The following is a 25,835-nucleotide window of genomic DNA, read 5'->3' on the forward strand; positions in this document are numbered from 1 at the left end:
TTCGGTGGTCGTGGCGCGTCGATCGCTCGATGTCGGAGGTGCGTGGTGTCATCGGCGGCATGGATCTCTCCTTCGTCCTCGGCCTGGTGGTCGGTGCGCTCCTCGCGGGAGTCGTGGCCGTCCTCCTCGCCCGCTCCCGCACGCCCGACGCCGCCCTCGCCCTCGACCTCGCGACGGCCCGCGCCCGCGCTGAGGGCCTGGAGGAGCGGCACGAGGCCGTCGTCGAGCAGCACCGCGAGCACCTCGGCTCCGCCCGCGACCAGATCCGCGAGCTCCAGGAGCAGCTGCGCGTCGTCGCCGAGCGCGAGCGGCACGACGCGCGCATCCTGCAGACGCTCTCCCCCGTCGCCGAGAGCCTGCGCGGCATGCAGGAGGCGGTCGGCCGGCTCGAACGCGAGCGCGCCGCCCAGTTCGGGGCGATCACCGAGCAGCTCGAGGGGCAGCGCGCGGCGGGCGAGCAGCTGCGCTCGACGACCGAGACCCTCGCGTCCGCGCTCCGCTCCACCACGAGCCGCGGCGCCTGGGGCGAGACGCAGCTGCGGAACGTCGTCGAGGCCGCCGGGCTCACCCAGCGGGTCGACTTCGACGTGCAGTTCGGCCTCGAGGGCGAGGCGGGCCGCGGCCGCGCCGACATGGTGGTCCGCCTGCCCGGCGGCAAGGCGATCGCGGTGGACGCCAAAGTGCCGTTCGACGCGTACCTGGAGGCGAGCGCGATCCCCGCGGGCGCCGGCGGAGAGGAGGAGGCGCGGCGCGCGGGGCTCCTGCGCGCGCACGTCCGCGCCCTCCGCGGCCACGTGGACGCGCTGGCCGCCCGCTCCTACTGGACCGGGCTCCCGGCGAGCCCCGAGTTCGTCATCGCGTTCGTGCCGAGCGAGCCGCTGCTCGCGAGCGCGCTCGACGCCGACCCGAGCCTGCTCGAGTACGCGTTCCGCAAGCGCGTCGCCCTCGCCTCGCCTGTGACCCTGTGGTCGGTGCTGAAGACCGTCGCCTACACCTGGCAGCAGGACGTGCTCACCGACGACGCCAAGCGCCTGCTCGACCTCGGCAAGACGCTCTACGCCCGTCTCGGCACCCTCGCCGACCACGCCGAGGGCCTGCGCCGCTCGCTCGAGAAGACGGTCGACTCCTACAACGCCTTCGCCGGCTCGCTCGAGAGCCGCGTGCTGGTCACCGCGCGCCAGTTCGACTCCCTCGACGAGTCGCGCGTCATCGCCCCGGTCGGAGGAGTCGCCTCCTCGCCGCGCCGCCTCACCGCCGTCGAGCTGCTCGCCGCGGACGACGAGTCCGAGCGGAGCGCGTAGGGCCCCGGGTCCCCGCTGAGCGAGCACCGGGCGTGCAGGCCGCGCGCGAGCGGCGCCGTCCATCCGGCTCGACACCCGGACGACCGCAGCTCACGACGGCACTCCGCCTCCGCGGCTCGCCGGAGTAGCGCCCGCGACGCGCATCGAGACCCGCCGCGGCTCCGCCCGCTCACCTGGTGATGATCGAGGCCGACGTTCTATCGCGCATCACACGCCGGACGCCACCGCTCTCGCCGAGGCGCCGTCATCGGGACGGCGCCTCAGCAGCAGTGCGGCGTCTTGGAGAGACGGTGACGGCCTAGACCCACTTCTCCGCGAGGTGCTGGGCGGTCACGCGGCGGATGGTGCCCGAGCGGGAGCGCAACACGATGGACTCCGTCGTGATGACGTGGCCCTCCTTGCGCACGCCCTTCACGAGCCCGCCGTTCGTCACTCCGGTCGCGACGAAGTAGGTGTTGTCGCTGCGGACGAGGTCGTTGGCGTGGAGGACGCGATCGAGGTCGTGGCCGGCGTCGATGGCGCGCTGGCGCTCGTCGTCGTCTTTCGGGCGGAGGATGCCCTGGATCACTCCGCCGAGCGCGCGGATGGCGCAGGCCGTGATGATGCCCTCGGGCGTGCCTCCGGTGCCGACGCACATGTCGAGTCGGGAGTCGTGGCGAGCGGCGTTGATGCCGCCCGCGACGTCGCCGTCGAGCAGGAGGCGCGTGCCGGCTCCGGCCGCGCGGATGTCCTCGATCAGCTGAGCGTGGCGCGGGCGGTCCAGCACCGCGATGCGCATCTCCTCGACGGGCTTGCGCTTGGCGCGGGCCAGGGCGCGGATGTTCTCGCCGATCGGGCGCTGGATGTCGATGATCCCGACGCCCTCGGGCCCGGTGACGATCTTCTCCATGTAGAACACGGCGGAGGGGTCGAACATCGCGCCGCGGTCGGCGACGGCGATCATCGAGAGCGCGTTCTGGCGCCCGGCCGCGGTTAGCGAGGTGCCGTCGATCGGGTCGACGGCGATGTCGGCGGCGGGCCCCGAGCCGTTGCCGACGTGCTCGCCGTTGAAGAGCATGGGCGCGTTGTCCTTCTCGCCCTCGCCGATCACGACGACTCCGTCGAAGTTCACGGTCCCGAGGAAGGTGCGCATGGCGTCGACCGCTGCGCCGTCGGCGGCGTTCTTGTCGCCCTTGCCGATGAAGGGCACGGCGCGGATCGCGGCGGCCTCGGTGGCGCGGACGAGCTCCATGCCGAGGTTGCGGTCGGGGTGGAGGTAGAGCGAGTCGTTGTCGATCACAGAGCGGAGTCCTTCGTCGTCGAGTTCGTGCACGTCGTCGCAGGACCCGCGGAGCGGATCCCCATCCCTGCCCGAAGCCTAGTCCAGGGCCCTCCACGGGCGGAGGGACCGCGGAGGGGCGCCTCGCTAGACTCGTCCGCGACGCGGGCCTCGCCCGACCCCCCTTCGTTCATCCGTCAAAGGAGATGCCATGCCCGTCGCTACCCCGGACCAGTACGCAGAGATGCTCGACAAGGCGAAGGCGGGCGGCTTCGCCTACCCGGCGTTCAACGTCTCGTCGTCGCAGACGATCAACGCGGTCCTCCAGGGCCTCACCGAGGCGGGCTCGGACGGCATCATCCAGGTCACCACCGGAGGCGCGGACTACTTCGCCGGCCACACCGTGAAGAACCGCGCGGCCGGCGCGATCGCCTTCGCGAGGTTCGCGACCGAGGTCGCCAAGAACTACCCGGTCACGGTCGCGCTCCACACCGACCACTGCCCGCAGAACGCGCTCGAGGGCTTCGTCTACCCGCTGATCGCCGCCTCCGAGGAGGAGGTCAAGGCCGGTCGCGAGCCGCTCTTCCAGTCGCACATGTGGGACGGCTCCGCGGTCCCGCTCGACGAGAACCTCGCCATCGCGAAGGAGATCCTCCCGCGCGTCAAGAACATCAACGCCATCCTCGAGGTCGAGATCGGCGTCGTCGGCGGCGAGGAGGACGGCGTCTCGCACGACATCAACGAGCACCTCTACACCACGCTCGACGACGCGATCGCGACCGTCGAGGCCCTCGGCTTCGGCGAGCAGGGCCGCTACATGGCCGCCCTGACCTTCGGCAACGTCCACGGCGTCTACAAGCCGGGCAACGTCCGCCTGCGCCCGGAGCTGCTCCGCGAGATCCAGGACGGCCTGCAGGCGAAGTACGGCACCGGCGCGCTCCCCCTCGACCTCGTCTTCCACGGCGGCTCGGGCTCGACCGACGAGGAGATCGCCGAGGCGGTCCGCAACGGCGTCGTCAAGATGAACATCGACACCGACACGCAGTACGCGTTCAGCCGCTCCGTCGCGGACACCGTGCTGAAGAACTACGACGGCTTCCTCAAGGTCGACGGCGAGGTCGGCAACAAGAAGGTCTACGACCCGCGCTCGTGGGGCAAGATCGCCGAGACCGCGATGGCCGCGCGCGTCGCCGAGGCGACCCGTCAGCTCGGCTCGGCCGGGAACTCCGGGAAGTAGGGCACCGCTCCGTGACGAACGCACACGATCAGCCGGGCGACAGGCGTCCGGAGCCGCAGTACGGCGAGTACGCGCCGCCCGGCTGGTCGTGGCAGCCGCCGGAGGACGCCGTGGTCGTCCCCGACCCGCGGGGGTCGGAGACCGATCCGAGGCCCGCGACCGCTCCGGCCGCGAAGCCGGTCGCGCATCCCGTCGACCGCCTGCTCACGATCGTGCTGCTCGCGCTCGGCGTGTTCTTCGCCGTGCCGACGCTGCTCGACCCCTCGAGCTTCGCGACGACCCTCCAGGAGCTCTACCGCTCCCAGGGCATCGGCACCTACGCGTCTCCGGAGCTCGCGCGGATCCTCGGCGTCGTGGTGGCGCTCGCGCAGTCGCTGATCGTCGCCTTCGCGGTGTGGATCTCGATCCGGCGGCTCCGCGCCGGCAAGCGCGCCGTGCTCGTCCCGATCCTCGGGATCGCGGCGACCGTGCTGCTCTCCCTGATCGTCGCGGCGATCGCCATCCTGGGCGACCCGACGTTCGCGGAGTACGTCACGCGCATGTCGGGCTCGCAGGGCGGCGCGGGCACCGACGTCTAGCGTCGATCCCCGTCCGACCGGACACGGAAGAGGCCGCCGCTCCCGAGGGAGGGCGGCCTCTTCCGTGTCCGGGCCGGAACGCTCTAGGCGCCCGCTCCCGCGCTGATGCGTCCACCGACGCCGCGGGCGTCGCGCTTGCCGGCGACGTCCTTGCGCAGCTCCTTGGGGAGCGAGAACATCAGGTCCTCCTCCGCGGTCTTGACCTCCTCGACATCGCCGTACCCGGCGGCGGCGAGGTCGTCGAGGACCTCCTGGACGAGCACCTCGGGCACCGAGGCGCCGCTGGTGACGCCGACGGTGCGGATGCCCTCGAGCCACTCCTGCTTGATCTCGCTGGCGTAGTCGACCCGGTAGGCGGCCTTCGCGCCGTACTCGAGGGCGACCTCGACGAGGCGCACGGAGTTGGAGGAGTTCGCGGAGCCGACGACGATGACCAGCTCGGCGCCCGCGGCGACCTTCTTGATCGCGACCTGGCGGTTCTGCGTGGCGTAGCAGATGTCGTCGCTCGGCGGGTCCTGCAGGTTGGGGAAGCGCTCGCGGAGGCGGCGCACCGTCTCCATCGTCTCGTCGACCGAGAGCGTCGTCTGCGAGAGCCAGACGACCTTGTCCGGGTCCTTCACGACGATGTTCGGCACGTCGTCGGGGCTGCCGACGAGGGTGACGTGATCGGGAGCCTCGCCCGCGGTGCCCTCGACCTCCTCGTGGCCCTCGTGGCCGATGAGGAGGATCTCGAAGTCGTCGCGCGCGAAGCGGACGGCCTCGCGGTGCACCTTCGTCACCAGGGGGCAGGTCGCGTCGATCGCCTGGAGACCGCGGTCGGCCGCGCCCTGGACGACGGCCGGTGAGACGCCGTGCGCGCTGAAGACGATGTGCGATCCCTCGGGCACCTCGTCGACCTCGTCGACGAAGATGGCGCCCTGGCTCTCGAGCGTGGAGACGACGTGCACGTTGTGCACGATCTGCTTGCGCACGTAGACCGGGGCACCGTAGTGCTCGATGGCCTTCTCGACGGCGACGACCGCGCGGTCGACTCCGGCGCAGTAGCCGCGGGGCGCGGCGAGGAGGACGCGCTTGCGGCCCTCGACGGGGACGTCGCGCAGACGCCCTGTGGCGCGGGGCATGCGCGGCATGGGCAGGCTGATCGGGACTTGGCTCACCCCCTGATTCTACGTGGTGCATCCTGTGCCCGGGCCGTCCCGGTGTCGGACCCGTCCCGTACCGTTGTCGTCGCGGGAGGGCACTCCCGCTCCCCCGTCCCTCCGAGCAGAGGCAGCGATGACCGACGCCCCACCCACCGCCGACGCACCCTGGCCGGTCGGCCTGCTCGCCAGCAAGATCAAGGGCTGGATCGAGCGCCTCGGCACCGCGTGGGTCGAGGGCGAGATCACCCAGTGGGGCGCGTCCGGCGGCAACGTCTACGGGAAGCTGAAGGACCTGTCCGGAGACGCGACGGTCGGCTTCACCGTCTGGTCGTCGGTGCGGAGCCGCCTCCCGGCCGACCTCAAGCAGGGCGATCGGGTCATCGCGCTGGTGAAGCCCAACTACTGGGTCAAGGGCGGCACGCTCTCGATGCAGGTCTTCGAGATGCGCCACGTCGGCCTGGGCGATCTGCTCGAGAAGCTCGAGCGGCTCCGCCGGCAGCTCGCGTCGGAGGGGCTGTTCGACGCCTCCCGCAAGAAGCCGCTGCCGTTCCTCCCGCACGGCGTGGGCCTCATCACCGGCAAGGACTCGGACGCCGAGAAGGACGTGCTGCGGAACGCGCAGCTGCGCTGGCCGGCCGTGCGCTTCCGGGTGGTCCACTCGGCCGTGCAGGGCGACCGGACGGTCCCGGAGGTGCTCTCGGCCCTGCGGACCCTCGAGGCCGACGACAGCATCGACGTGATCGTGATCGCCCGCGGAGGCGGCGACTTCCAGAACCTGCTCGGCTTCAGCGACGAGGCGCTCGTGCGTGCCGTCGCCGCCTGCTCCACTCCGGTCGTCAGCGCGATCGGCCACGAGGCCGACCGCCCGCTGCTCGACGACGTCGCCGACCTGCGCGCCTCCACTCCCACCGACGCCGCGAAGAGGGTCGTGCCCGACGTCTCCGACGAGCTGCTGCGCGTGCAGCAGGCCCGGCTGCGGATGACCGGCCGCGTGAGCGGGCTCGTCTCGCACGAGATCGACCGGCTCTCGCAGCTGCGCTCGCGGCCGGTGCTCGCCCAGCCGCACGTGCTGGTCGACCGGCACTCCGAAGAGCTGACCCGCTGGGTCGCGCGCGGCGCCGAGCTGGTGGACCGCCGCCTCGAGCGCGCGCACCTCGAGGTCGAGCGCCTGCACGGCCACCTGCGCGCCCTCTCCCCCCAGCACACCCTCGACCGCGGCTACGCGATCGTCCAGAACGCGGCCGGGCACGTCGTCCGGGCACCCGGCGACGCGCCGGCCGGCGGCGCACTCGTCCTCACGCTCGCGGAGGGGGCCGTCGGCGCCCGCTCCGAGGGGCCCACCGGCGATCCCGCCGGCCGGTCCTGAGCCCGCCGCGCCACCCGTCCCCCCTCAGCCCCGATCGATAGGATCAGACCCATGCCCGACTCCCCCGACGCCCCGGCGACCGACTCCGACGTCTCGGGATTCTCCTACGAGCAGGCGCGCGACGAGCTCGTCCGCGTCGTGTCCGAGCTCGAGCAGGGCAGCTCCACCCTCGAGCGCTCGCTCGCCCTGTGGGAGCGCGGCGAGGCCCTCGCCGCCCGCTGCGAGGAGTGGCTGATCGGAGCACGCGCCCGGCTGGACGCGGCCCGCTCCGGAGGGGCGGCCGCCGGATGAGCCGCGCGAAGCCCGCGCGGGTCGTCGCCGAGCTCGGGCGCCCGGAGACGGCCGCCGAGACGGCCGCACGCAAGGCCGAGAACTCCCGGCTCTACCGTCAGCGCAAGACGGTCAACAACCTCGTCTTCTCGCTGCTCGCGACCGTCGGCGCCGTAGCGCTCATCGTCCTGCTCGTCCCCCGCGGCGACACCGTGGAGCTCTCCTCGGTCGACGTCCCCCGCGTCGCCGCACAGGTCCAGCTGGGCGAGGAGCAGACGCTCGCCGTGCCCTCCCTGCCCGAGGGCTGGAAGGCCAACGCGGCCGAGCTCCGCCGCGAGAACGGCACCGACTACTGGTACGTCGGCCTGATCACCCCGAAGGCGGGCTACATCGGCCTGAGCCAGGGGCTCGACGCGGACGCGGCCTGGGTCGCGACGCAGCTCGACCGCCGGGCGGCGACCGGCGTCGAGACGATCGACGGCCGCGACTGGACCGTCTACGACCACCGCGACTCCGGCGACGACACCGGCAACACGCCCTACGCACTCGAGACGACGGAGGGCTCCAGCACCTACCTCGTCTACGGCACGGCCCCGACGGACGAGATCCGCCTGGTCGTCGACGCCATCACCCCGCAGATCGGCCAGGAGGAGTCCCGATGAGCCTCGGAACCAGCAGCACCGTCCCCCGCGAGTCCCGCCCGCCGGCGTGGGTCTGGAAGGAGATGCTCCGCGGCAACCAGCGCTTCGTCGCCGGCGAGCCCCGCCACCCCCGCCAGGACGTCGAGCGCCGCGCCGAGCTCGCCGCCGCTCAGGCCCCGCTCGCCGCGCTCTTCGGCTGCAGCGACTCCCGCCTCGCGGCCGAGATCATCTTCGACCTGGGGCTCGGCGACCTCTTCGTCGTCCGCAACGCCGGCCAGGTGATCGCCGACTCCATCATCGGCTCGCTGGAGTACGGCGTCGCCGTCCTCGGCGTGAAGGTGCTGCTCGTGCTCGGCCACGACGAGTGCGGAGCGGTCCGGGCAGCGATCCAGTCGCAGGCGCCCGGCGCCGAGCGGCTCCCCCCGCACATCGAGCATCTGATCGAGCCGATCATCCCCGCGGTGCGCCGCCTCGTGGGCGCCCAGCCGGACGGCCGCGTGCTCGTCGACCCGTCGGCGACCGACGCGCTGGCCGTCGGCCGCGAGCACCTGCGCGACACGGTCGCCGAGCTGCTCCAGCGCTCCCCGCTGATCGCCGACGCGGTCGCGACCGGGCGGCTCGCCCTCGTGGGCGCCAACTACCGGCTCTCGGACGGCACCGTGATGTCCGATGTCGTGCTCGGCATCGATCCGCCCGAGCTCAGCCCCTACGTCTCCGAGCTGGAGCGCGACTCCGGCTCCGCCTCCTCCGCCGCCGCTCCGAGCGCGGTGGGATCGGATCCCGCGTGAGCGGCTCCGGACAGCACAGCACCAACCGATCAGACAAGGACGAACACAGCGTGGTGGATCACTCCCCGACCGACGACTCCGGCGACTTCCGCATCGAGCACGACACGATGGGCGAGGTGCGGGTCCCCCGCGACGCCCTCTACGCCGCGCAGACCCAGCGGGCGGTCGAGAACTTCCCGATCTCCGGTGCGGGCCTCGAGCCGGCCCAGATCGCGGCCCTCGCGCGCATCAAGAAGGCGGCGGCGCTGGCCAACGCCGAGCTGGGCGTGCTCGACGCCGACATCGCCACGGCGATCGCCGACGCGGCCGACCTCGTCGTCGGGGGCGGCTACGACGCGCACTTCCCGATCGACGTCTACCAGACCGGCTCGGGCACGTCCTCCAACATGAACATGAACGAGGTGCTGGGCTCGCTGGCGACCACGGCCCTCGGACGCACCGTGCACCCGAACGACCACGTCAACGCCTCGCAGTCCTCCAACGACGTGTTCCCCACCTCGGTCCACGTCGCCGTCACCGGCGCGCTCATCGAGTCGCTGATCCCCTCGCTCGAGCAGCTCGCCGAGTCGCTCGAGGTCAAGGCGGAGCAGTGGGCCGAGGTCGTCAAGGCCGGCCGCACCCACCTGATGGACGCCACCCCGGTCACGCTCGGCCAGGAGTTCGGCGGCTACGCCGCGCAGATCCGCCTCGGCATCGAGCGCGTGCAGTCGGCGCTCCCCCGCGTCGCCGAGGTCCCGCTCGGCGGCACCGCGGTCGGCACCGGGATCAACACCCCCGCCGGCTTCCCGCAGAAGGTCATCGCGCGTCTCGCGGAGGAGACGGGCCTTCCCGTCACCGAGGCCCGCAACCACTTCGAGGCCCAGGGCGCGCGGGACTCGCTGGTCGAGGCCTCCGGAGCGCTGCGCGTGCTCGCGGTGAGCCTGACCAAGATCAACAACGACCTCCGCTGGATGGGCTCCGGCCCCAACACCGGCCTCGGAGAGCTGCGGATCCCCGACCTCCAGCCCGGATCCTCGATCATGCCCGGCAAGGTGAACCCGGTGATCCCGGAGGCCGTCCTCATGGTCTGCGCGCGCGTAATCGGCAACGACGCCACCATCGCCTGGGCCGGCGCCTCGGGTGCCTTCGAGCTCAACGTCGCGATCCCCGTCATGGGGACGGCGCTGCTGGAGTCGATCCGCCTGCTCGCGAACTCCGCCGTGCTGCTCGCCGACAAGACCGTCGACGGCCTCGAGGCCGACGTCGAGCACGCCCGCGCCCTCGCCGAGTCCTCCCCCTCGATCGTCACGCCGCTCAACAAGGTGATCGGCTACGAGGCCGCCGCCAAGGTCGCGAAGAACTCGGTCGCCAAGGGGATCACCGTCCGAGAGTCGGTCGTGGACCTCGGCTTCGTCGAGCGCGGCGAGGTGACGGAGGAGCAGCTCGACAGCGCCCTCGACGTCATGTCGATGACCCACCCCGGCTGAGCCCGGCCCTCCGACGGCCCGTCCCTGCGCTCGGCGCGGAGGCGGGCCGTCAGAGCACCAGCCAGAACCCCGTGAGCAGGAACGGTCCGAACGCGACCCGTCCGCGGACGCGCAGCACGAGCACCCACAGCCCTGCCACCGCGAAGCCGACAGCGGGCGCGGCGACGACCTGCTCGGGTCCGAGAGCCGCGAGCGGCGGTGCGAGGGCCGCCTGGAGCTTCACGTCGCCGAGGCCCAGCCCGCCCGCCGCATGCAGCACGCCCAGGCACAGCACCGTCGCGAGGACGGCGAGAAGCGTCCCCGCCGTGGGCGCGAGGACGGCTCCGACCACCAGCAGCGGGAGCGTGACCGCGTTCGGGAGCCGGTGCCCGCGCACGTCCGCCAGCACCAGCGGCACGCTCGCGAGCGCCACCGGGACGAGGCCGGGCGCCCGACCGAGGTGCGGGGCCCCGATCAGGAGGAGCACCAGGGCGCCGAGGAGCAGGGCGGCCCGGTCGAGCAGAGATCCGCGGAGCATCCGCCGAGACTAGGGGGCGACGCCCTCGGGGCGTCGGAGTTCTCCACAGGGCGGCCCGCCGGCGTGCTCGGGCGGCGGCGGGTCCCATCCCGGCCTCAGTCGTGCGGCGGCAGCGGTCCCAGCAGGAGCGACGCCCAGGCGCCGTGCGCCGACGCGTCGTCGGAGGGGTGGAACTGCCCGGCGAGCACGTCGCGGTAGAGGCGACCGAGCTCCGACCGGCGCTGGTACGCCGAGCCGCCCGCGATCCGGACGGCGCTCTCGACCACGCGGAGCGCTCCCTCCGTGGTGCGGATCTTCACCCCGACCAGCGAGGGGAACCAGCGCGCGCCGCGGTCGACGAGCGCGTCCACGTCGGCCGCCGCCGAGCGCAGGGGCGCCTCGAGCCCGTCGAGCAGCATCCCGGTCTCAGCCACCCGGTGCCGCACCTCGGGGTCCTCCGCCAGTGGCCGCCCTCCCGCCCGGAGGGAGGTCCGTCGGCGGACGGAGGCGACGGCGAGCTCGAGCGCGCGCTGCGCAACACCGAGGTAGACCGAGGAGATCAGCAGCTCGAAGGCCGCGAAGACGGCGAAGACGAAGGGGTCGGCGGTCGGTCCGACGGGCAGCGAGCGGATCATCCGCCCGGCCGGGACGACGATGCCGTCGAGCACCGTCGTGCGGCTCTGGGTCGCCCGCATGCCGAGCGTGTCCCAGTCGTCGCGGACCTCGAGCCCGGCGACCGCAGACTCCGGGCTCTCACGGTGTACGAAGCCGTGCACGAGCCGCGGCTCCGTCCCGCTGTCGTCGCGGCCGAACACGCCGAGCCGCGTCCAGGCGGGCGCGAGGGAGGTGAAGACCTTCGTGCCGGTGAAGCGGTAGCCGCCGTCCCCGAGCGGCTCCGCCCGCGTCAGCGAGTCCGAGAGCACCAGGTCGTTGCCCGCCTCGCTGTTGCCGAAGGCGAAGACGTGACCCGCCGCGGCGTCGACGAGGACCGAGCGGAGGGAGTCGTCGCCCCGCTCGAGGAGGAGTCGCGCGATCCCGGTCCAGACCAGGTGCATGTTGACGGCGAGCGCGGTCGCAGGCGCGGCGGTCGCGAGGCGCGTCTGCTCGGCGGCCGCCTGCTCCAGGCCGAGGCCGGCACCGCCGAGCTCCTCGGGGACGAGCAGCGCCAGGTAGCCGATCGAGCGCAGCTCCTCCAGGTCGTCCGCGCAGAACGCGTTGCGCTCGTCGTAGTCGGCCGCGCGGGTCCGGAAGCGCTCGAGGAGCGCGTCGTCGAGGATGCTCACCCGTCCACGCTACGCCCCGGTGCCCTGCAGGGACGCGCCCGGCCCGGGGATCCTCGGATCCCACGGGCCGGACGCACGGCGAGCCCGTCAGGCGAGCTCGTTCGACTCCAGCATCTCGGTGACCAGAGCGGCGATCGCCGAGCGCTCGGAGCGGGTCAGCGTGACGTGCGCGAACAGCGGGTGGCCCTTCAGCGTCTCGATCACGGAGGCGACCCCGTCGTGCCGGCCGACCCGGAGGTTGTCGCGCTGCGCCACGTCGTGGGTCAGCACCACCCGGGAGTTCTGCCCGACGCGCGAGAGCACCGTGAGCAGGACGTTCCGCTCCAGCGACTGCGCCTCGTCGACGATCACGAACGCGTCGTGCAGCGAGCGCCCGCGGATGTGCGTGAGCGGCAGCACCTCGAGCATCCCGCGCTCGATCACCTCATCGAGCACGTTCTGCGACACCAGCGCCCCGAGCGTGTCGAAGACCGCCTGCGCCCAGGGGTTCATCTTCTCGGCCGCGTCGCCGGGCAGGAAGCCGAGGTCCTGGCCGCCCACCGCGTAGAGCGGCCGGAAGACCATGATCTTCTTGTGCTGGCGCTTCTCCAGCACCGCCTCCAGGCCCGCGCAGAGCGCCAGCGCCGACTTGCCGGTGCCGGCCCGGCCGCCGAGCGAGACGATGCCGACCTCCGGGTCGAGCAGCAGGTCGATCGCGAGCCGCTGCTCCGCCGACCGCCCGTGCAGGCCGAACACGTCCTTGTCGCCGCGGACCAGCGTGATCTGCCGCTTGCCGGTGACCCTCGCGAGAGCGGAGCCGCGGTCGGAGTGGACGACGAGTCCGGTGTTGACCGGAATGTCGGCCACGACGTCCGTGAAGAGCCGCTCGCGGTCGTAGAGCTCGCTCATCGCGTCGCCGCCGAGCGTCACGTCGTCCATGCCGGTCCAGCCGGACTCGGGGGCCTGCTCGGCCAGGTACTCCTCCGCGGCGAGGCCGATGGAGGCGGCCTTCACGCGCATCGGCATGTCCTTGGACACGACGGTGACCGCGGCGCCCTCGCTCTGCAGGTTGAGCGCGACGGCGAGGATCCTCGCGTCGTTGTCGCCCATCTGGAGCCCGCTCGGCAGCACCGACATGTTCGAGTGGTTGAGCTCGACGCGGAGCGTGCCGCCGCGACCGACGGCGATGGGGAAGTCGAGGCGCTCGTGCTGCACGCGCAGCTCGTCGAGGCGGCGCAGGGCCTGCCGGGCGAAGTAGCCGATCTCGGGATCGTTGCGCTTGCCCTCGAGCTCGCTGATGACGACGATCGGCAGCACGACGGCGTGCTCCGCGAACCGGAACATCGAGGACGGATCCGACAGCAGCACCGAGGTGTCCAGGACGTAGGTGCGGAGGAGCTGATCGGCCGGATCCGAGGAGCCGTGCTGGACACGGCGGTGGACGCCGCCCTGCGTCCCGGTCTGCGGATCCATGCCCTGGGGAACTGTCACGACGACTCTCCACACTCCGGGGGCCGGAGCCCCCGGCTCATGTCCTCGAGCCGGCCTCATCGGTGCGTGTCGTGCACCGCGCAGTGTCCCTTCGGCGTCTGCGCGATGTCGAGCCGTACTTCTGTGGCCGTCTCGACCAGGCGCTGTACCTGATGACTCGAACCTAACCCGGCGAATGACATCCGTGTGCTTCTCACCGCTACGAATGTGTAACCAGTGTGTGAACGCGCGGAATCCGGCCTAGTAGTCGATGCTCGTGGCCGACGAGATCAGGGCGGCGCGGAGCAGCGCGATGGTCGCGTCGGTGGTGCCGGCGTGCGCGCTGAAGCGGACGGTGCTCGGACGCAGGCGCGCGGTGACGCCGTGCGCGGCGAGGGAGGCCGCCAGCGGGGCCAGCTCCTCCGGCTCCGGCTCGACGACCACGATGCCGGCGCGCTCGTGCTCGCCGCGGGAGCCCACGACCGCCAGTCCGAACTCGTCCGCGAGGTCGACGATCGCGCTGACCCGCTCCGCCACGAGCGCGGCGATCGTCGACTGCCCGACCGCGGCGACCTCCTCCAGCGCCGACGCGAGCCGGGCCTGGGCGATCGGGTCCGGGTTGCTGATGCTGAAGGCGCGGGCGTCGCCGCGCGGCGGAGCCACCTCGTCCCACGGCTCCGCCTGCTCCGATCCCGTCCAGCCGGAGAGCACCGGGGTCAGCCGCGACAGCGCCCGCTCGCTGAGCGCGAGGAAGCCCGTCCCCCAGCCGGCGCGGAGCCACTTCTGGCCGCCGGTGACGACCACGTCCGCCAGCTCGTAGGGCGCGTCGACGACGCCGAAGCCCTGGATCGCGTCGAGGACGAGCATCCGGTCGCCGATCACGTCCCGGATCGCCGCGACGTCTGCGAGGTAGCCGGTGCGGGAGTCGACCAGGCTCACCGCGACGGTCGTCACGTCGTCCGTGAGCTGCTCGCGGACCGCCTCCGGCGTCACGCGTCCCTGCTCGGTCCGCAGCCAGCGGGGCTCCACCGAGCCGAGAGCCTGCGCCGAGCGCACCGTCGCGAACGGCAGGCTCGGGAACTCCGCGGCCGACAGCAGCACCGCGCCCGAAGCGCCGAACAGCGCGTGCAGGAGGCCGGTCGAGGTGTTGGGCTGGAAGACGACGCGGTCGGCGGGGACGCGCACGAGAGCCGCCGCCGCCTCCCGGACGCGCTCGTCCTGCCGGAACAGCTCGTCGAGGGTGCCGCTGCGCGCGCGCACCAGCAGCTCGACGGCCGCCTCCTGCTCGGCGGCGACGGTCGCCGAGAGCGGGCCCACCCGGCCGAAGTCGAGGTACCCGGTCTCCTCGCCGAAACCGGCGAGGTAGTCCTCGGTCGTGGTGGAGGTGGCCTCGTACGAGCTCATGCCGGCCCTTCCGGTCGGTGGTGCGGCAGGAGCCGCGAGATCAGCTGCCGAAGCGGCGGTGCCGTCCGGCGTAGTCGCGGAGCGCGCGGAGGAAGTCGACCTCGCGGATGTCGGGGCCGAGCGCCTCCATGAAGTAGAACTCGCTGTGCGCGCTCTGCCAGAGCATGAAGTCGGAGAGGCGCTGCTCCCCCGAGGTGCGGATGACCAGATCGGGGTCGGGCTGCCCGCTGGTGTACAGGTGCTCGCCGATGAGCTCCGGGGTCAGCAGGCCCGCGACGTCCTCGATGGAGGAGCCGCGCTTGCCGTGCTCCTCCAGGATGCTCCGCACGGCCTGGGCGATCTCGTGCCGCCCGCCGTAGCCGACCGCGAGATTGACGTGCAGGCCCGTGTGGGAGGCGGTGCGCGCCTCCGCCGTGTCGAGCGCGGCCACGAGCGAGGGCGGGAGGCCCTCGTCGGAGCCGACGTGCTGCACGCGCCAGTCGGGCTGCTGGGAGACCTCCTCGGCGAGGTCGGCGATGATCGCGATCAGCTCGGTCAGCTCGCTGCTGTCGCGGCCGACGAGGTTGTCCTGCGAGAGCAGGTAGAGGGTGACGTGGCGCACACCGAGCTCGTCGCACCACTGCAGGAACTCGTGCACCTTGGCGGCTCCGGCCCGGTGGCCGTGCGCGGCGGTCTCGAGCGCCCGCTGCCGCGCCCAGCGCCGGTTGCCGTCGATGATCATCGCGACGTGGTTCGGCAGGGAGTCGGGGGGAAGGCTCGAGCGGAGGCGCTTCTTGTAGACGCCGTAGAGGAGGTCCCTTCCCACAGGCAGTCTCGGCTTCGGCACAGTGACACGGTAGTCGACCCGGGGCGCTCCTCGAAGCCCGGCGGCGCTCGGCGTCGGCCCGGGACGGCGTCGTAGTCTGTCCGGCATGAGCCAGCGGCCGACGCCTCCCCCGTCCGATCCCCGCGCCCGCACCGACCGCGGCGGAGACGCCGTCGGAGCGGACGGCCCGGACCTGCCCGCCCTCCCCCTCGTCGAGGACGCGATCGAGCACGACTCCTCGGCGGAGGTCCGGCCCACCTGGCGCGGCTGGATCCACGCCGGCCTCTTCCCGCTCGCGATCGTCGCCGGAGTGGTGCTGATCGTGGTCGCGGAGGGGACCGCGGCGAAGTGGGCGGCCGCGGTGTTCGCGACCACGTCGCTCCTGCTCTTCGGCAACTCCGCTCTGTACCACCGCTTCGACTGGAAGCCGCGGACGAAGATGATCCTCAAGCGGATCGACCACGCCAACATCTTCCTGCTGATCGCCGGCACCTACACGCCGCTGGCCGTGCTCGCCCTGCCGCCCGCGCAGGGCACGCTCCTGCTGGTCCTGGTCTGGGCGGGGGCGCTGCTCGGGATCGGCTTCCGCGTCTTCTGGATCGGCGCACCGCGCTGGCTCTACGTGCCGCTCTACCTGCTGCTGGGCTGGGCGGCCGTGATGTACCTCGGACCGCTCTTCGAGGCCAGCGCGACGATGATGGTGCTCGTCCTCGTCGGCGGGCTCTGCTACTCCGCGGGCGCCGTGATCTACGGGATCAAGAAGCCCAACCCGGTCCCGGGCGTCTTCGGCTTCCACGAGATCTTCCACGCGCTCACGGCCGTGGCGTTCCTCTGCCACTGGACGGCGGCGCTGATCGTCTCGCTCCACCCCGCGTACAACGCCTAGCGGGGCCGGGGCCCACCGCTGCGGGCCGGGCTCAGCCCTCGCTGCGCTCCGCCTCCTCGGCGTCGAGCCGCTCCTTCACCTGGGCGGTGTAGGTGGTCCGCCGCACGCGCCGGACCATGTCGAGCGCGAGAAGGACGGCGGCCAGAGCGATCACGAGCATCGTGATGAAGCCGAAGAGGCCCGGCGTGACCGTGTCCTCGTTGAACTCGGGGCCGGGGGTCGGCACCGTCGTGGAGGCGAGGACGACGGCGCGCTGGGCGCCCTCGAGCAGCCCGGCGATCACGCGCGCACCTCGTCGGCGACGACGACGCCGGAGCCGTCGGGCTCCGGGGACACCGGGGCGTCCCCCGAGGGCTCCGGGTCGGGAGCGATCGGCGGGACGACCGCGGTCGGGCCCGGGGCGAGCTCGGCCAGGTCGAGACCGGCGAAGAGATCCGTCTCGGGCGTCGGCGCGTCGACCCGGCTCTCGACGAGCTGGAAGTCGTCGGTCGGCCAGGCGGCGTCGATCGCCTCGTGCGGGAGGAAGAAGAAGGCGTTGTCCGGAGCGACCTGGCTGGCGTGGGCGAGCAGGGCCGCATCGCGCCGATCGTGGAAGCCGGAGATCACGACCCGCGTGGTCGCGAGGTACGGGGTGTCCTCGTTCCAGCGCTTCATCTCCTCGAAGACCGACAGGCGCGGGTCCTCCGGGTCGATCGAGCGCAGGTGCTCGGCGATCGCCCGCAGCTTCTGGCCGCTGAAGACGCGGTCGTAGTACAGCTTCGAGATCGACCACGGAGCGCCCGTGCCCCGGTACTCCTCGGCGAGGCCCGCCGCGCGGTACGCCTCGACGGCGACCTGGTGGGCGCGGATGTGGTCGGGGTGCGGGTAGCCGCCGTTCTCGTCGTAGCTGATGATCACGTGCGGCCGGAACCGGCGGACCAGGCGCACGAGCGGAGCGGCGGCCGTGGCGAGCGGCAGGCCCGCGAACGAGGCGGCGTCGACCTTCCCGTCCTCGGGCATGCCGGAGTCGACGAAGCCGAGCCAGGCGTGCTCGACGCCGAGCGCCTCGCGAGCGGCCGCCATCTCGTACCGGCGGAGGCCGCCGATGTCGCGCTCGGCGTGCGCGCGGGCCTCGAGGCCCTCGTTCAGCACGGAGCCGGCCTCGCCTCCGGTGCAGGAGACCACCATGACCTCGGCGCCCCGCGAGGCGTAGGCGGCCAGCGTCGCCGCGCCCTTGCTCGACTCGTCGTCAGGATGGGCGTGCACGGCGAGAAGGCGCGGAGCGTCCCGCACCTCCGAATCGACGGAGACCTCGACGGCCTGGGACACGATCGCTCGATTCCTCGGGGTTTAATGGGATCGGCGCTCCCGTCCGCGAAGGACGCGCGCCACCCGTCCAGAGTAGACGCATCACCCAGGGAGTTCCGTGGCCGCCCGCACGTCCGAGAGCGTCGAGGGAGCCGCCGCGCCCGCGCTCGATCCGGACGCCGTCCGCGCCGCCGGACCCCTCGCCACCCGCTACGGCCGCACGACGCGCACCCGCCGCGGCAACCGCTGGCTCTTCGGCGGCGTCGCGCTCGCCTTCGTCGCCGTCTTCGCCGCCTGGGTCGTCTGGGCCGGACTCGACGGAGCACGCGGCGGGGTGGACGTCCAGGACACCGCGCACCAGGTCGTGGACGACCGCACCGTCACCGTCTCCTTCGACCTCACCGCGCCCGTCAGCCGCGAGGTCGCCTGCGCGGTCCAGGCCCTCAACGAGCAGTCCGCCGTGGTCGGCTGGCTGGTCGTGGAGTACCCCGCCTCGACGGAGCGCTTCCGCTCCTACACGGAGACGGTCCGCACCACCGAGCTCGCGAACACAGGTTTGATCTCCTCCTGCTGGCTCCCGTAGGCTTGCCCGAAGCCCTGACGGACTCGTCGGGGCCTCGCCATTCCCACCGCCGCCTGACGCCGGCCGTCCCCACCGCCGGACGCGGACACCTCCGCACGGTGCTGCCGGGCGCCGCGAGCGCGGCCCGCAGAGCAGGAGCCCACCATGGCCGACCAGTCACAGGTGACCTGGATGACCCAGGAGTCGTACGACCGCCTCGAGGCGGAGCTCACCGAGCTGTCCACCAACGGACGCGAGGAGATCGCCAAGCGCATCGAGGTCGCCCGCGAGGAGGGCGACCTGAAGGAGAACGGCGGCTACCACGCCGCGAAGGACGAGCAGGGCAAGATCGAGGCCCGCATCCGCCAGCTGACCTCCCTCCTCCGCGAAGCCGAGATCGGCACGCCCCCCGAGAGCCACGGAGTCGTCGAGGCCGGCACCATCATCACCGCCGAGATCGCCGGCGACGAGTCCCGCTTCCTCCTCGGCAACCGCGAGATGGCGGGCGAGAGCGACCTCGACGTCTACAGCCCCCAGAGCCCCCTCGGATCGGCGATCATGGGCCTGAACGTCGGCGACACCGCCCGCTTCACGGCACCCAACGGGCGGGAGATCGAGGTCCGCGTCGCCAACGTCGAGACCTGGTCCGGCCACTGATCGCACGTCGCGGCGCTCTCCGCGGCGTTGTCGTCGGGCGCGATACCGCCGGTATCGCTTCCTCCTCCGCCTTGCGGAGAACGCCGCGACGCACGATCAGCCCTCTCTGAACGGGAGCGCGGCGCCGGCTTCGCGGCGACAGCGTCGGGCGCGATGCCGCCGGTACCGCTTCCTCCTCCGCCTCGCGGAGAACACCGCGACGCACGATCAGCCCTCTCTGAACGGGAGCGCGGCGCCGGCTTCGCGGCGACAGCGTCGGGCGCGATATCGCCGGTACCGCTTCCTCCTCCGCCTCGCGGAGAACACCGCGACGCACGATCAGCCCTCTCCAGACGGGGGGCGCCGGCTTCGCGGCGACGACAGAGGACGCGAGATCACCGTGATCGGCTTCTTCCCCGCTGTACCGGGAACGCCGCGACGGACGAACCGCCTTACCCGGACCGTGGGCGCCGGAATCGCGACGGGATCGCGGAAGCGGCGCCCTCTAGCGGTCAGTTGCGGGAGATGCGGGGGGCGTAGCCGGCGTCGGTGAGGACCTGGATGACGCGGTCGGCGTGCTCGGGGCCGCGGGTCTCGACGCTGATCTCGATCTCGACCTCGCTGATCTGCAGGCCCCGGCCGTGCCGGGTGTGCAGCACCTCGACCACGTTCGCGTTCGCCTCCGAGATGAGCTCCGCGATGCGCGACAGCTGCCCCGGACGATCCGGCAGCCCGATGCTCATCTTGAGGTAGCGCTCCGACGCGGCCAGGCCCCGGCTGATCACCCGCTCCATCATCAGCGGATCGATGTTGCCGCCCGACAGGATGACCGCGGTCGCTCCGGCGTCGCGGATCTTCCCCGTCAGGATCGCCGCGATGCCCACCGCGCCCGCGGGCTCCACCACGAGCTTCGCCCGCTCCAGCAGCACCAGCAGAGCCCGGGCGATGTCGTCGTCCTCGACGGTGACGACCTCGTCCACCATCTCGCGGACGATCGCGAAGTTCAGCTGCCCCGGCTTCGCCACGGCGATGCCGTCGGCGATCGTCGGAGAGATCGTGATCGCGGTCGGCTCGCCGCTCGCGAGCGAGAGGGGGTACGGCGCCGCGTTGGCCGCCTGCACGCCGATGACGCGGAGCGTGCGCCCCTCCTCGGCCGCCTTCTGCTTGGCCGCCGATGCGACCCCGGCGATGAGGCCGCCGCCGCCGATGGGCACCACGATGGTCTCGACGGCGGGGGCCTGCTCGAGGATCTCGAGGCCGACCGTGCCCTGGCCGGTGATCACGTCGGGGTGGTCGTAGGGAGGAACGAAGACCGCGCCCGTGCGCTCGGCGAACTCCGCCGCCGCCGCGAGCGCCTCGTTGAAGATGTGGCCGCTCAGCACCACGTCCGCGCCGTAGTCGCGGGTGGCTGCGAGCTTGGGCAGCGCGACGCCGATCGGCATGAAGATCGTGGCCTTGATCCCCAGCTCCCGCGCCGCATAGGCGACGCCCTGCGCGTGGTTGCCGGCCGAGGCCGCCACGACTCCGCGGGCCCGCTCCTCCGGGGTGAGCCGCGACATCCGGAACACCGCTCCGCGGATCTTGTAGGAGCCGGTGCGCTGGAGGTTCTCGCACTTGAGGAACACGGGCGAGCCGAGGACCTGCGCGAGGAAGGTGCTCGTCTCCATGGGGGTGGCGGCGATGACGGGGGCGAGGACGGCGCGGGCCGCCTCGAACTCGTGGAGGGCGGGTCCGACGACGCGGCTAGTCTGCATGCTCTGCGGCAACTCTCTCGGGGGTTCGGGTCGGCGAGCGCCAGGCTCCGCTCGCGACGTACTTGACCATGACGTTGAGTGTGGCCACGACGGGCACCGCGAAGAAGGCGCCGGCGATGCCGCCGATGATCGAGCCTCCGGCCACCGCGAGCACCACGGCCAGCGGGTGGACCTTGACCGCCGACCCCATGATCAGCGGCTGGAGGATGTGGCCCTCGAGCTGCTGCACCGCGAGGACGACGATCAGCAGGAAGAGCGCGATCAGCGGTCCGTTGTAGACCAGCGCGATGAAGACGGCCAGCGCCCCCGTCACCACGGCGCCGATGACCGGCACGAAGGAGCCGAGGAAGACGAGTACGCCGATCGGGATGGCCAGCGGGACGCCGAGGAGGAAGGAGCCGAGGCCGATGCCGACCGCGTCGACGAAGGCCACCAGGATCTGCACCTTCACGAAGTTGGTCAGCGTCACCCACCCTGCGCGACCGGCGCCGTCGACGGCTCCGCGGGCGCGGCGCGGGAAGAGGCGGACGACCCAGCTCCAGATGTTCGGCCCGTCGATGAGGATGAACAGCGTCGAGAAGAGGGTGAGCAGCACGCCCGTCAGCAGGTGGCCGACGGTCGAGCCGACGCTGAGCGCGCCGCTGACCAGCATCCCCGAGTCCTGCTGCAGGGCCGTGAGCGCCTGCTGCGCGTACTGGTTGATGTCGGTCTCGGTGAGGTGGAGCGGCGACTCGAGGAGGAAGGCCTTGAAGTCGTCGTAGGACTGCACCGTCTGCCGGCTGAGATCGTCGAAGCCGGAGTAGACCTGGGTGACGACGAGGAAGAGGAGCCCGCCGATCACCACGACGATCCCCAGCTCCGCCAGGACGACGGCGGCCCACTTGGGCCAGCGGTGGCGCTGGAGGAAGCTCGAGAACGGCACCAGGAGGGCGGCGATCACGATCGCGAGCAGGAGCGGGATGACGATCAGCCGCAGCTCGATGACGAGCAGCACCAGCACCGCGAGCGCCGCGACCACGACGAGGACGCGCCAGGCCCAGGCGCCGGCGATGCGCATCCCGTCGCTCACGAAGGCCGAATCGGCGACGGGAGCGGGCCGGGAGGGGGCGGCCGGGGCGACGGGCGCGGCGGGCTGGACGGCGCGCGGGCCGGAGGTGCGGCGGGACCTGCCGAGTCTCATCTGCCCAGACTAGGCCCCGGCGCATACCCCGCGCGGTATCCCCGGGGAGTGCTCATGCGGCGGCGCCGACCGCCGCCTGCTCCGGTGCCGGACCGACCGCGACCGGGCGCCGCGCGGGCAGCACGCCGACCCGCTCCCCCGGCTCGAGGCGATGCCCCGACGCGTGCTGGACGGTGACCTCCTCACCCGTCGACAGCCGGACGGTCGAGCGCCGCACCGGCCCCAGGAAGCTCGAGGCGAGGACGACTCCGGGCAGGGAGTCGGGAGCGCCGTCGGCCACGACGGCGAGGTCCTCGGGGCGGAGGAACACCGACACGGGACCGTCGGCCGCCGCCGCGTCGACGAGCGGCAGGCGCACGCCGAGCGCGAGGACCGATCCCGACGAGACCGTCCCCGCGACCACCGTCGAGAGGCCGACGAAGCGGGCCGTGAAGGCGGTCGCCGGGCGCGCGTAGAGGTCCTCCGGTGCACCCAGCTGCTCGATCCGCCCGGCGTTCATCACCGCGACGCGATCGGCGACGGCGAGCGCCTCCTCCTGGTCGTGCGTGACGAAGAACGTGGTGATGCCGATCTCGGACTGCAGGCGCTTGATCTCGTCGCGCAGCTGGACGCGGACCTTCGCGTCCAGGGCCGACAGCGGCTCGTCCAGCAGCAGCACCCGCGGCCGCGTGACGAGGGCGCGCGCGAGCGCCACCCGCTGCTGCTGGCCGCCGGAGAGCTCGTGCGCGTAGCGGTCGCCGAGGGCGCCGAGGCCCACGACCTCCAGCGCCTCCCCCGCGGCCGCCCGGCGCTCGCGCGCCCCGACTCCCCGGGTGCGCAGCCCGAACTCGACGTTCTCGCGCGCCCGCAGGTGCGGGAAGAGCGAGTACGACTGGAAGACCATGCCCATGTCGCGCTTCGCGACGGGGACGTGGGCGACGTCCTCCTCGTCGACGAGGATCCGCCCCGCGTCGATCCGCTCGAGACCACTGAGGGCGCGCAGGGCTGTGGTCTTGCCGCAGCCGGAGGGGCCGAGCAGCGCGATGAACTCACCCGGGGCCACGTCGAACGAGACGCCGTCGAGCGCTCGCGCGGAGCCGTAGTGCCGCTCCACGTCGACGAAGCGCACGCGGGCGCCGGGGAGGGTGGGAGCGGTCACGAGGAGCCTTTCGAGGAGCGCGCCCGGCCCGTCGGCAGGCCGATGCGCGCGAGGCGGCCGATCCCGAGCAGGAGGGCGAAGGCGAAGAGGAGGGAGAGCAGCGAGAAGATCACGGCGACGTAGGCGTCGGACTTCGACACCTGCACCAGGCCGGTCTGGAGGGTGGTGCGGCTGAGGAGCGAGGCGATCGTGTACTCGCCGAGAACGACTGCGACGGTGATCAGCGCGGCCGCGACCAGGCCCCGGCGCAGGTTCGGCAGGAGGACCCTCCCGAGCACCGCGAGCGGGCCCGCGCCGAGCGAGCGGGCCGCTTCCGAGAGCGTCACGGCGTCGAGACCGGCGAGGTCCGCCGCCACGGCGCGGTAGGCGTAGGGCAGGACCAGCACCCCGTAGGCGAGAGCGAGCGTCCACGGCGCGGAGCCGGCGAGCCGGGTGACCACGGAGTAGACCGGCGCGAGGCCGACGACGAGGACGATGGCGGGCACGGTCAGCGGGAGCAGGCAGACCAGCTCCAGAGCCCGGCGCAGGCGTGGGAGCCGGATCTCGACGAGCAGCATCGTCGGCACCAGCAGGACCAGGACGATGAGGGCGGTGACGACGGCGAGGACCAGCGAGTTGCCGATCCCCTGGAACAGCGAGCGGTAGGCGCGCTCGTTCTCCGGGTCGAGGATCGCCGTCCAGTGCGAGAGGTCGTGGCCGCCGGCGCCGCGGAGCGTGAACTCCGCCATCGCGACGATCGGGACGGCGAACACCAGCCCGGTGATCACGAGCACCGCCCCGGACAGGAGCCGCGCGGGCCTCATCGCTGCCACCGCCGGGCCCGGCGCTGCAGCAGCGCGTACCCGGACATCAGGACCACCATCACCGCGAGCATCCCGAGCGCGAGGGCGCCCGCGAGGTTCTCGCGGCCCAGCACCGTCTCGCTGACCAGCGCGGCGCGGATCTGAAGCGGGACGATCTGCGCGCCCTGGCTGATCAGCGCCGCCGCGGTGGCGAAGGAGGAGAACGCGTTCGCGAACAGCAGCAGCACGCAGCCGAGGAACGACGGCGCCAGCACCGGGAGTGCCACGTTCAGCCAGTAGCCGAGCCGGCCCCCGCCGAGCACCGCGTTCGCCTCGGCCCACTCCGGGCGCAGGCCCTCGAGCGCGGGCAGGAACGTGAGCACCATCAGGGGCACCTGGAAGTAGAGGTAGGGCAGGACGAGCCCGGGCAGCTGGTAGAGCCACACGCCGTCGGCGTAGAGGTCGACGCCCGCTCCCGCGAGGAGGGTGGTCACCAGCCCCTGCACGCCGATCGTCGCGATGAAGGCGAACGCGAGCATCACGCCGCCGAACTGCGCGAGGACGCTCGCCGCCGCATCGACGACGGTCCGGAGCGCCCCGCGCGCATCGGAGCCGAGCAGGGCCAGGCACACGACCGCGCCCAGCACCGCGCCGACCACGGCGGTCACGGCCGAGAGCCCGAGCGACGCGCCGAAGGCGGACAGCACGACGGGATCCCCGAGCGCGAGCACGTTCGCCGTGGTGAAGCGGCCGTCTCCGTCCGTGAATCCGGTCGCCACTGCGAGGACCGTGGGGACGGCCAGGAACAGCAGGACGTAGAGCGCGAAGGGGGCGACGCCCAGCACGGCCGGGGTGCCGCGCCGTCCCCGGGGCGCGGACGCCCCGGAGACGGCCTCGGCGGGAGCGGTGGTCACTGGATCGCCGCGGCCCACTTCTCGGCGAGGAGCGACGAGGCCGCCTCGGTCTGCTCCTCCGTGAACTGGACGAGGTCGGAGGGAGCGGCGCCGACGGCGTCGAGCGCGTCCTGGTCGACCGTGCCGGCCTCGGTCATCGCGGCCAGGCGCACCGGGTAGGCGCCGGCGGCGAGGTAGAGGTTCTGCGCGGCGTCGGAGTAGAGGTACTCCTGCCAGAGCCGCGCGGCCGCGGGGTGCGGAGCGTCGGCGTTGACCGCCTGATTGTAGTAGCTGCCGACGGCGGAGCCCGGGAGGACGGTCGTCGTCCACTCGCGGGTGCCCTCGTTCGCCTTCCCGGCGGCGAGGTTGTTGTAGCTCCAGTCGAAGACGACAGGGGTCTCGCCCGAGGCGATGGTGGCGTCGGTCGGGTCCAGCGGCAGGAAGTTGCCGGCGTCGTTCAGCTTCTCGAAGAAGTCGATCCCCGCCTGGACGTCGTCGGCGGAGCCGCCGGACTGGAGAGCCGCGAGCTGCACTGCGGCCGCGGCGGCTCCCGCCTGGGTCGGGTCGCCGTTGATCGCGACCGAGCCGCGGTAGTCGGCGCCGAGGAGGTCCTCGAGCGACGTGGGCGCAGGCACCGCGGCCGCGTCGAACCCGATCGACATCAGGCCGGTGTAGTCGTTCACCCAGAGGCCCGACTCCTCCTTGTTCCCCTCGGGGATGTCGTCCCAGGACTCGACCTTGTACGGCGCGAACATGTCCGTGTTCGCCAGAGCGACGGCCGGCCCGAGGTCGAACACGTCGGGAGCGGTGTCCTGCCCGGCGAGGTTCTCCGCCGTGCTGATCTCCTCCGCGGAGGAGACGTCGGGGTCGGCGGAGTTCACGGTGATGCCGTACTCGTCCTCGAAGCCGCTGATCAGCTCGCCGTAGTTCGCCCAGGTGTCGGGCAGGGCGATGACGTTGAGCTCGCCCTCGGCCTTCGCGGCCTCGACCAGGGCGTCCAGCCCGCCGAGGTCCGCGGCGGACCTGGCGGACGCCGCGTCCGTGCCGCCGCCGTCGGACGAGGCGGTGGCGCCGCCGGAGCAGGCCGAGAGCGTGAAGACGAGGGCGGTGCCGGCGGCGGCGACCGCGGCGGTGCGCGACAGGCGCTGAATGGTCAAGGGTCCTCCAGGAGTCGGGTGGGCCGCCCCGGTGGGACGGCCTCGGGCACGGTAGGAGCGCCGCGAGTCGGCGAGG

26 protein-coding genes are annotated in these 25,835 nt (G+C 72.6%); 11 read left to right on the forward strand and 15 right to left on the reverse strand.

The features are described from left to right. Window positions 1-59: 59 nt before the first annotated feature. Window positions 60-1,301, forward strand: a complete 1,242-nt coding sequence (locus C5C49_RS02410) for a DNA recombination protein RmuC (protein ID WP_219812324.1) — start codon at window positions 60-62, stop codon at window positions 1,299-1,301. A 298-nt stretch (window positions 1,302-1,599) separates the two neighbouring features. Here C5C49_RS02410 and glpX read toward each other — a convergent pair whose 3' ends face one another. After that, window positions 1,600-2,532, reverse strand: coding sequence for a class II fructose-bisphosphatase (glpX, locus tag C5C49_RS02415; protein ID WP_097165697.1), 933 nt, complete (start codon window positions 2,530-2,532; stop codon window positions 1,600-1,602). Between the two features lie 238 nt (window positions 2,533-2,770). Here glpX and fbaA point away from each other — a divergent pair, with 238 nt between their 5' ends. Further along, window positions 2,771-3,796 (forward strand): class II fructose-bisphosphate aldolase, encoded by a 1,026-nt coding sequence (fbaA, locus tag C5C49_RS02420; RefSeq protein ID WP_104327160.1) that lies wholly within the window; start codon window positions 2,771-2,773, stop codon window positions 3,794-3,796. 11 nt (window positions 3,797-3,807) lie between these two features. After that, window positions 3,808-4,374 carry a DUF6264 family protein gene (locus C5C49_RS02425; protein ID WP_104224415.1) on the forward strand — a complete coding sequence of 189 codons (567 nt, stop codon included), beginning with the start codon at window positions 3,808-3,810 and terminating at the stop codon, window positions 4,372-4,374. Window positions 4,375-4,457: 83 nt separating this feature from the next. Here C5C49_RS02425 and C5C49_RS02430 read toward each other — a convergent pair whose 3' ends face one another. Beyond that, window positions 4,458-5,504 (reverse strand): 4-hydroxy-3-methylbut-2-enyl diphosphate reductase, encoded by a 1,047-nt coding sequence (locus C5C49_RS02430; RefSeq protein WP_104225527.1) that lies wholly within the window; start codon window positions 5,502-5,504, stop codon window positions 4,458-4,460. 145 nt (window positions 5,505-5,649) lie between these two features. On the opposite strand from C5C49_RS02430, the gene xseA reads away from it, so the two are divergent. Genes xseA through C5C49_RS02455 form a run of 5 tightly spaced genes read left to right on the forward strand, consistent with a single transcriptional unit; the run spans window position 5,650 to window position 10,047 of the window. Continuing rightward, window positions 5,650-6,882 (forward strand): exodeoxyribonuclease VII large subunit, encoded by a 1,233-nt coding sequence (gene xseA / locus C5C49_RS02435; protein WP_104224417.1) that lies wholly within the window; start codon window positions 5,650-5,652, stop codon window positions 6,880-6,882. A 51-nt stretch (window positions 6,883-6,933) separates the two neighbouring features. Next, window positions 6,934-7,173: an exodeoxyribonuclease VII small subunit gene (locus tag C5C49_RS02440; RefSeq protein ID WP_104224418.1), complete on the forward strand. Its 240-nt coding sequence runs from the start codon at window positions 6,934-6,936 to the stop codon at window positions 7,171-7,173. Continuing rightward, window positions 7,170-7,814, forward strand: coding sequence for a DUF4245 domain-containing protein (locus tag C5C49_RS02445; RefSeq protein WP_104225525.1), 645 nt, complete (start codon window positions 7,170-7,172; stop codon window positions 7,812-7,814). The genes C5C49_RS02440 and C5C49_RS02445 overlap by 4 nt, the downstream gene beginning before the upstream one ends. Continuing rightward, window positions 7,811-8,581 carry a carbonic anhydrase gene (locus C5C49_RS02450; protein WP_208543312.1) on the forward strand — a complete coding sequence of 257 codons (771 nt, stop codon included), beginning with the start codon at window positions 7,811-7,813 and terminating at the stop codon, window positions 8,579-8,581. The genes C5C49_RS02445 and C5C49_RS02450 overlap by 4 nt, the downstream gene beginning before the upstream one ends. 50 nt (window positions 8,582-8,631) lie before the next feature. Then, window positions 8,632-10,047, forward strand: coding sequence for an aspartate ammonia-lyase (locus C5C49_RS02455; RefSeq protein ID WP_104224420.1), 1,416 nt, complete (start codon window positions 8,632-8,634; stop codon window positions 10,045-10,047). Window positions 10,048-10,096: 49 nt separating this feature from the next. On the opposite strand, the gene C5C49_RS02460 is transcribed toward C5C49_RS02455, so the two are convergent. From C5C49_RS02460 to C5C49_RS02480, 5 genes are all read right to left on the reverse strand, one after another. After that, the gene (locus C5C49_RS02460; protein WP_104291554.1) at window positions 10,097-10,564 is read right to left on the reverse strand and encodes a prepilin peptidase; all 468 of its coding nucleotides are present in this window, start codon (window positions 10,562-10,564) and stop codon (window positions 10,097-10,099) included. A 95-nt stretch (window positions 10,565-10,659) separates the two neighbouring features. Continuing rightward, window positions 10,660-11,826 carry an acyl-CoA dehydrogenase family protein gene (locus C5C49_RS02465; RefSeq protein ID WP_104345340.1) on the reverse strand — a complete coding sequence of 389 codons (1,167 nt, stop codon included), beginning with the start codon at window positions 11,824-11,826 and terminating at the stop codon, window positions 10,660-10,662. An 87-nt stretch (window positions 11,827-11,913) separates the two neighbouring features. Continuing rightward, the gene (locus C5C49_RS02470; protein ID WP_104224423.1) at window positions 11,914-13,278 is read right to left on the reverse strand and encodes a PhoH family protein; all 1,365 of its coding nucleotides are present in this window, start codon (window positions 13,276-13,278) and stop codon (window positions 11,914-11,916) included. A 258-nt stretch (window positions 13,279-13,536) separates the two neighbouring features. Further along, a complete protein-coding gene (locus tag C5C49_RS02475; RefSeq protein WP_104345341.1) occupies window positions 13,537-14,679 on the reverse strand; it encodes an aminotransferase class V-fold PLP-dependent enzyme in 1,143 nt (380 codons plus the stop codon). 40 nt (window positions 14,680-14,719) lie between these two features. Then, on the reverse strand, window positions 14,720-15,484 hold the full coding sequence (locus tag C5C49_RS02480; protein WP_279630826.1) for an isoprenyl transferase: 765 nt from the start codon (window positions 15,482-15,484) through the stop codon (window positions 14,720-14,722). A 106-nt stretch (window positions 15,485-15,590) separates the two neighbouring features. On the opposite strand from C5C49_RS02480, the gene C5C49_RS02485 reads away from it, so the two are divergent. Beyond that, the gene (locus C5C49_RS02485; protein WP_104268443.1) at window positions 15,591-16,370 is read left to right on the forward strand and encodes a hemolysin III family protein; all 780 of its coding nucleotides are present in this window, start codon (window positions 15,591-15,593) and stop codon (window positions 16,368-16,370) included. 31 nt (window positions 16,371-16,401) lie between these two features. Here the strand turns inward: C5C49_RS02485 and C5C49_RS02490 are convergent, their stop codons facing one another. Together C5C49_RS02490 and mca are read right to left on the reverse strand one after the other, a co-directional pair. Further along, window positions 16,402-16,653 carry a hypothetical protein gene (locus C5C49_RS02490; RefSeq protein ID WP_244230611.1) on the reverse strand — a complete coding sequence of 84 codons (252 nt, stop codon included), beginning with the start codon at window positions 16,651-16,653 and terminating at the stop codon, window positions 16,402-16,404. Next, window positions 16,650-17,678, reverse strand: a complete 1,029-nt coding sequence (gene mca, locus C5C49_RS02495; protein WP_258068356.1) for a mycothiol conjugate amidase Mca — start codon at window positions 17,676-17,678, stop codon at window positions 16,650-16,652. The genes C5C49_RS02490 and mca overlap by 4 nt, the downstream gene beginning before the upstream one ends. A 97-nt stretch (window positions 17,679-17,775) precedes the next feature. Here mca and C5C49_RS02500 point away from each other — a divergent pair, with 97 nt between their 5' ends. Together C5C49_RS02500 and greA are read left to right on the forward strand one after the other, a co-directional pair. Next, window positions 17,776-18,240: a DUF4307 domain-containing protein gene (locus C5C49_RS02500; RefSeq protein WP_104345342.1), complete on the forward strand. Its 465-nt coding sequence runs from the start codon at window positions 17,776-17,778 to the stop codon at window positions 18,238-18,240. Window positions 18,241-18,384: 144 nt separating this feature from the next. Then, window positions 18,385-18,876, forward strand: coding sequence for a transcription elongation factor GreA (gene greA, locus C5C49_RS02505; RefSeq protein WP_104225519.1), 492 nt, complete (start codon window positions 18,385-18,387; stop codon window positions 18,874-18,876). A 491-nt stretch (window positions 18,877-19,367) separates the two neighbouring features. On the opposite strand, the gene ilvA is transcribed toward greA, so the two are convergent. Genes ilvA through C5C49_RS02535 form a run of 6 tightly spaced genes read right to left on the reverse strand, consistent with a single transcriptional unit; the run spans window position 19,368 to window position 25,759 of the window. Further along, on the reverse strand, window positions 19,368-20,609 hold the full coding sequence (gene ilvA / locus C5C49_RS02510) for a threonine ammonia-lyase (RefSeq protein WP_104224429.1): 1,242 nt from the start codon (window positions 20,607-20,609) through the stop codon (window positions 19,368-19,370). Then, window positions 20,599-21,789, reverse strand: coding sequence for an AI-2E family transporter (locus C5C49_RS02515; RefSeq protein WP_104225517.1), 1,191 nt, complete (start codon window positions 21,787-21,789; stop codon window positions 20,599-20,601). Before C5C49_RS02515 ends, ilvA begins: the two co-directional genes overlap by 11 nt. 52 nt (window positions 21,790-21,841) lie before the next feature. Then, window positions 21,842-22,927 carry an ABC transporter ATP-binding protein gene (locus tag C5C49_RS02520; protein WP_104249531.1) on the reverse strand — a complete coding sequence of 362 codons (1,086 nt, stop codon included), beginning with the start codon at window positions 22,925-22,927 and terminating at the stop codon, window positions 21,842-21,844. Further along, window positions 22,924-23,730, reverse strand: coding sequence for an ABC transporter permease (locus C5C49_RS02525; RefSeq protein WP_104224432.1), 807 nt, complete (start codon window positions 23,728-23,730; stop codon window positions 22,924-22,926). Before C5C49_RS02525 ends, C5C49_RS02520 begins: the two co-directional genes overlap by 4 nt. Beyond that, a complete protein-coding gene (locus C5C49_RS02530; protein WP_104345420.1) occupies window positions 23,727-24,623 on the reverse strand; it encodes an ABC transporter permease subunit in 897 nt (298 codons plus the stop codon). Before C5C49_RS02530 ends, C5C49_RS02525 begins: the two co-directional genes overlap by 4 nt. Beyond that, window positions 24,620-25,759, reverse strand: a complete 1,140-nt coding sequence (locus C5C49_RS02535; protein WP_104345343.1) for an ABC transporter substrate-binding protein — start codon at window positions 25,757-25,759, stop codon at window positions 24,620-24,622. Before C5C49_RS02535 ends, C5C49_RS02530 begins: the two co-directional genes overlap by 4 nt. Between the last annotated feature and the right edge of the window lie 76 nt (window positions 25,760-25,835).

Origin of the sequence: Rathayibacter sp. AY1E2 (assembly GCF_002932325.1) — a bacterium.
GTDB lineage: Bacteria > Actinomycetota > Actinomycetes > Actinomycetales > Microbacteriaceae > Rathayibacter.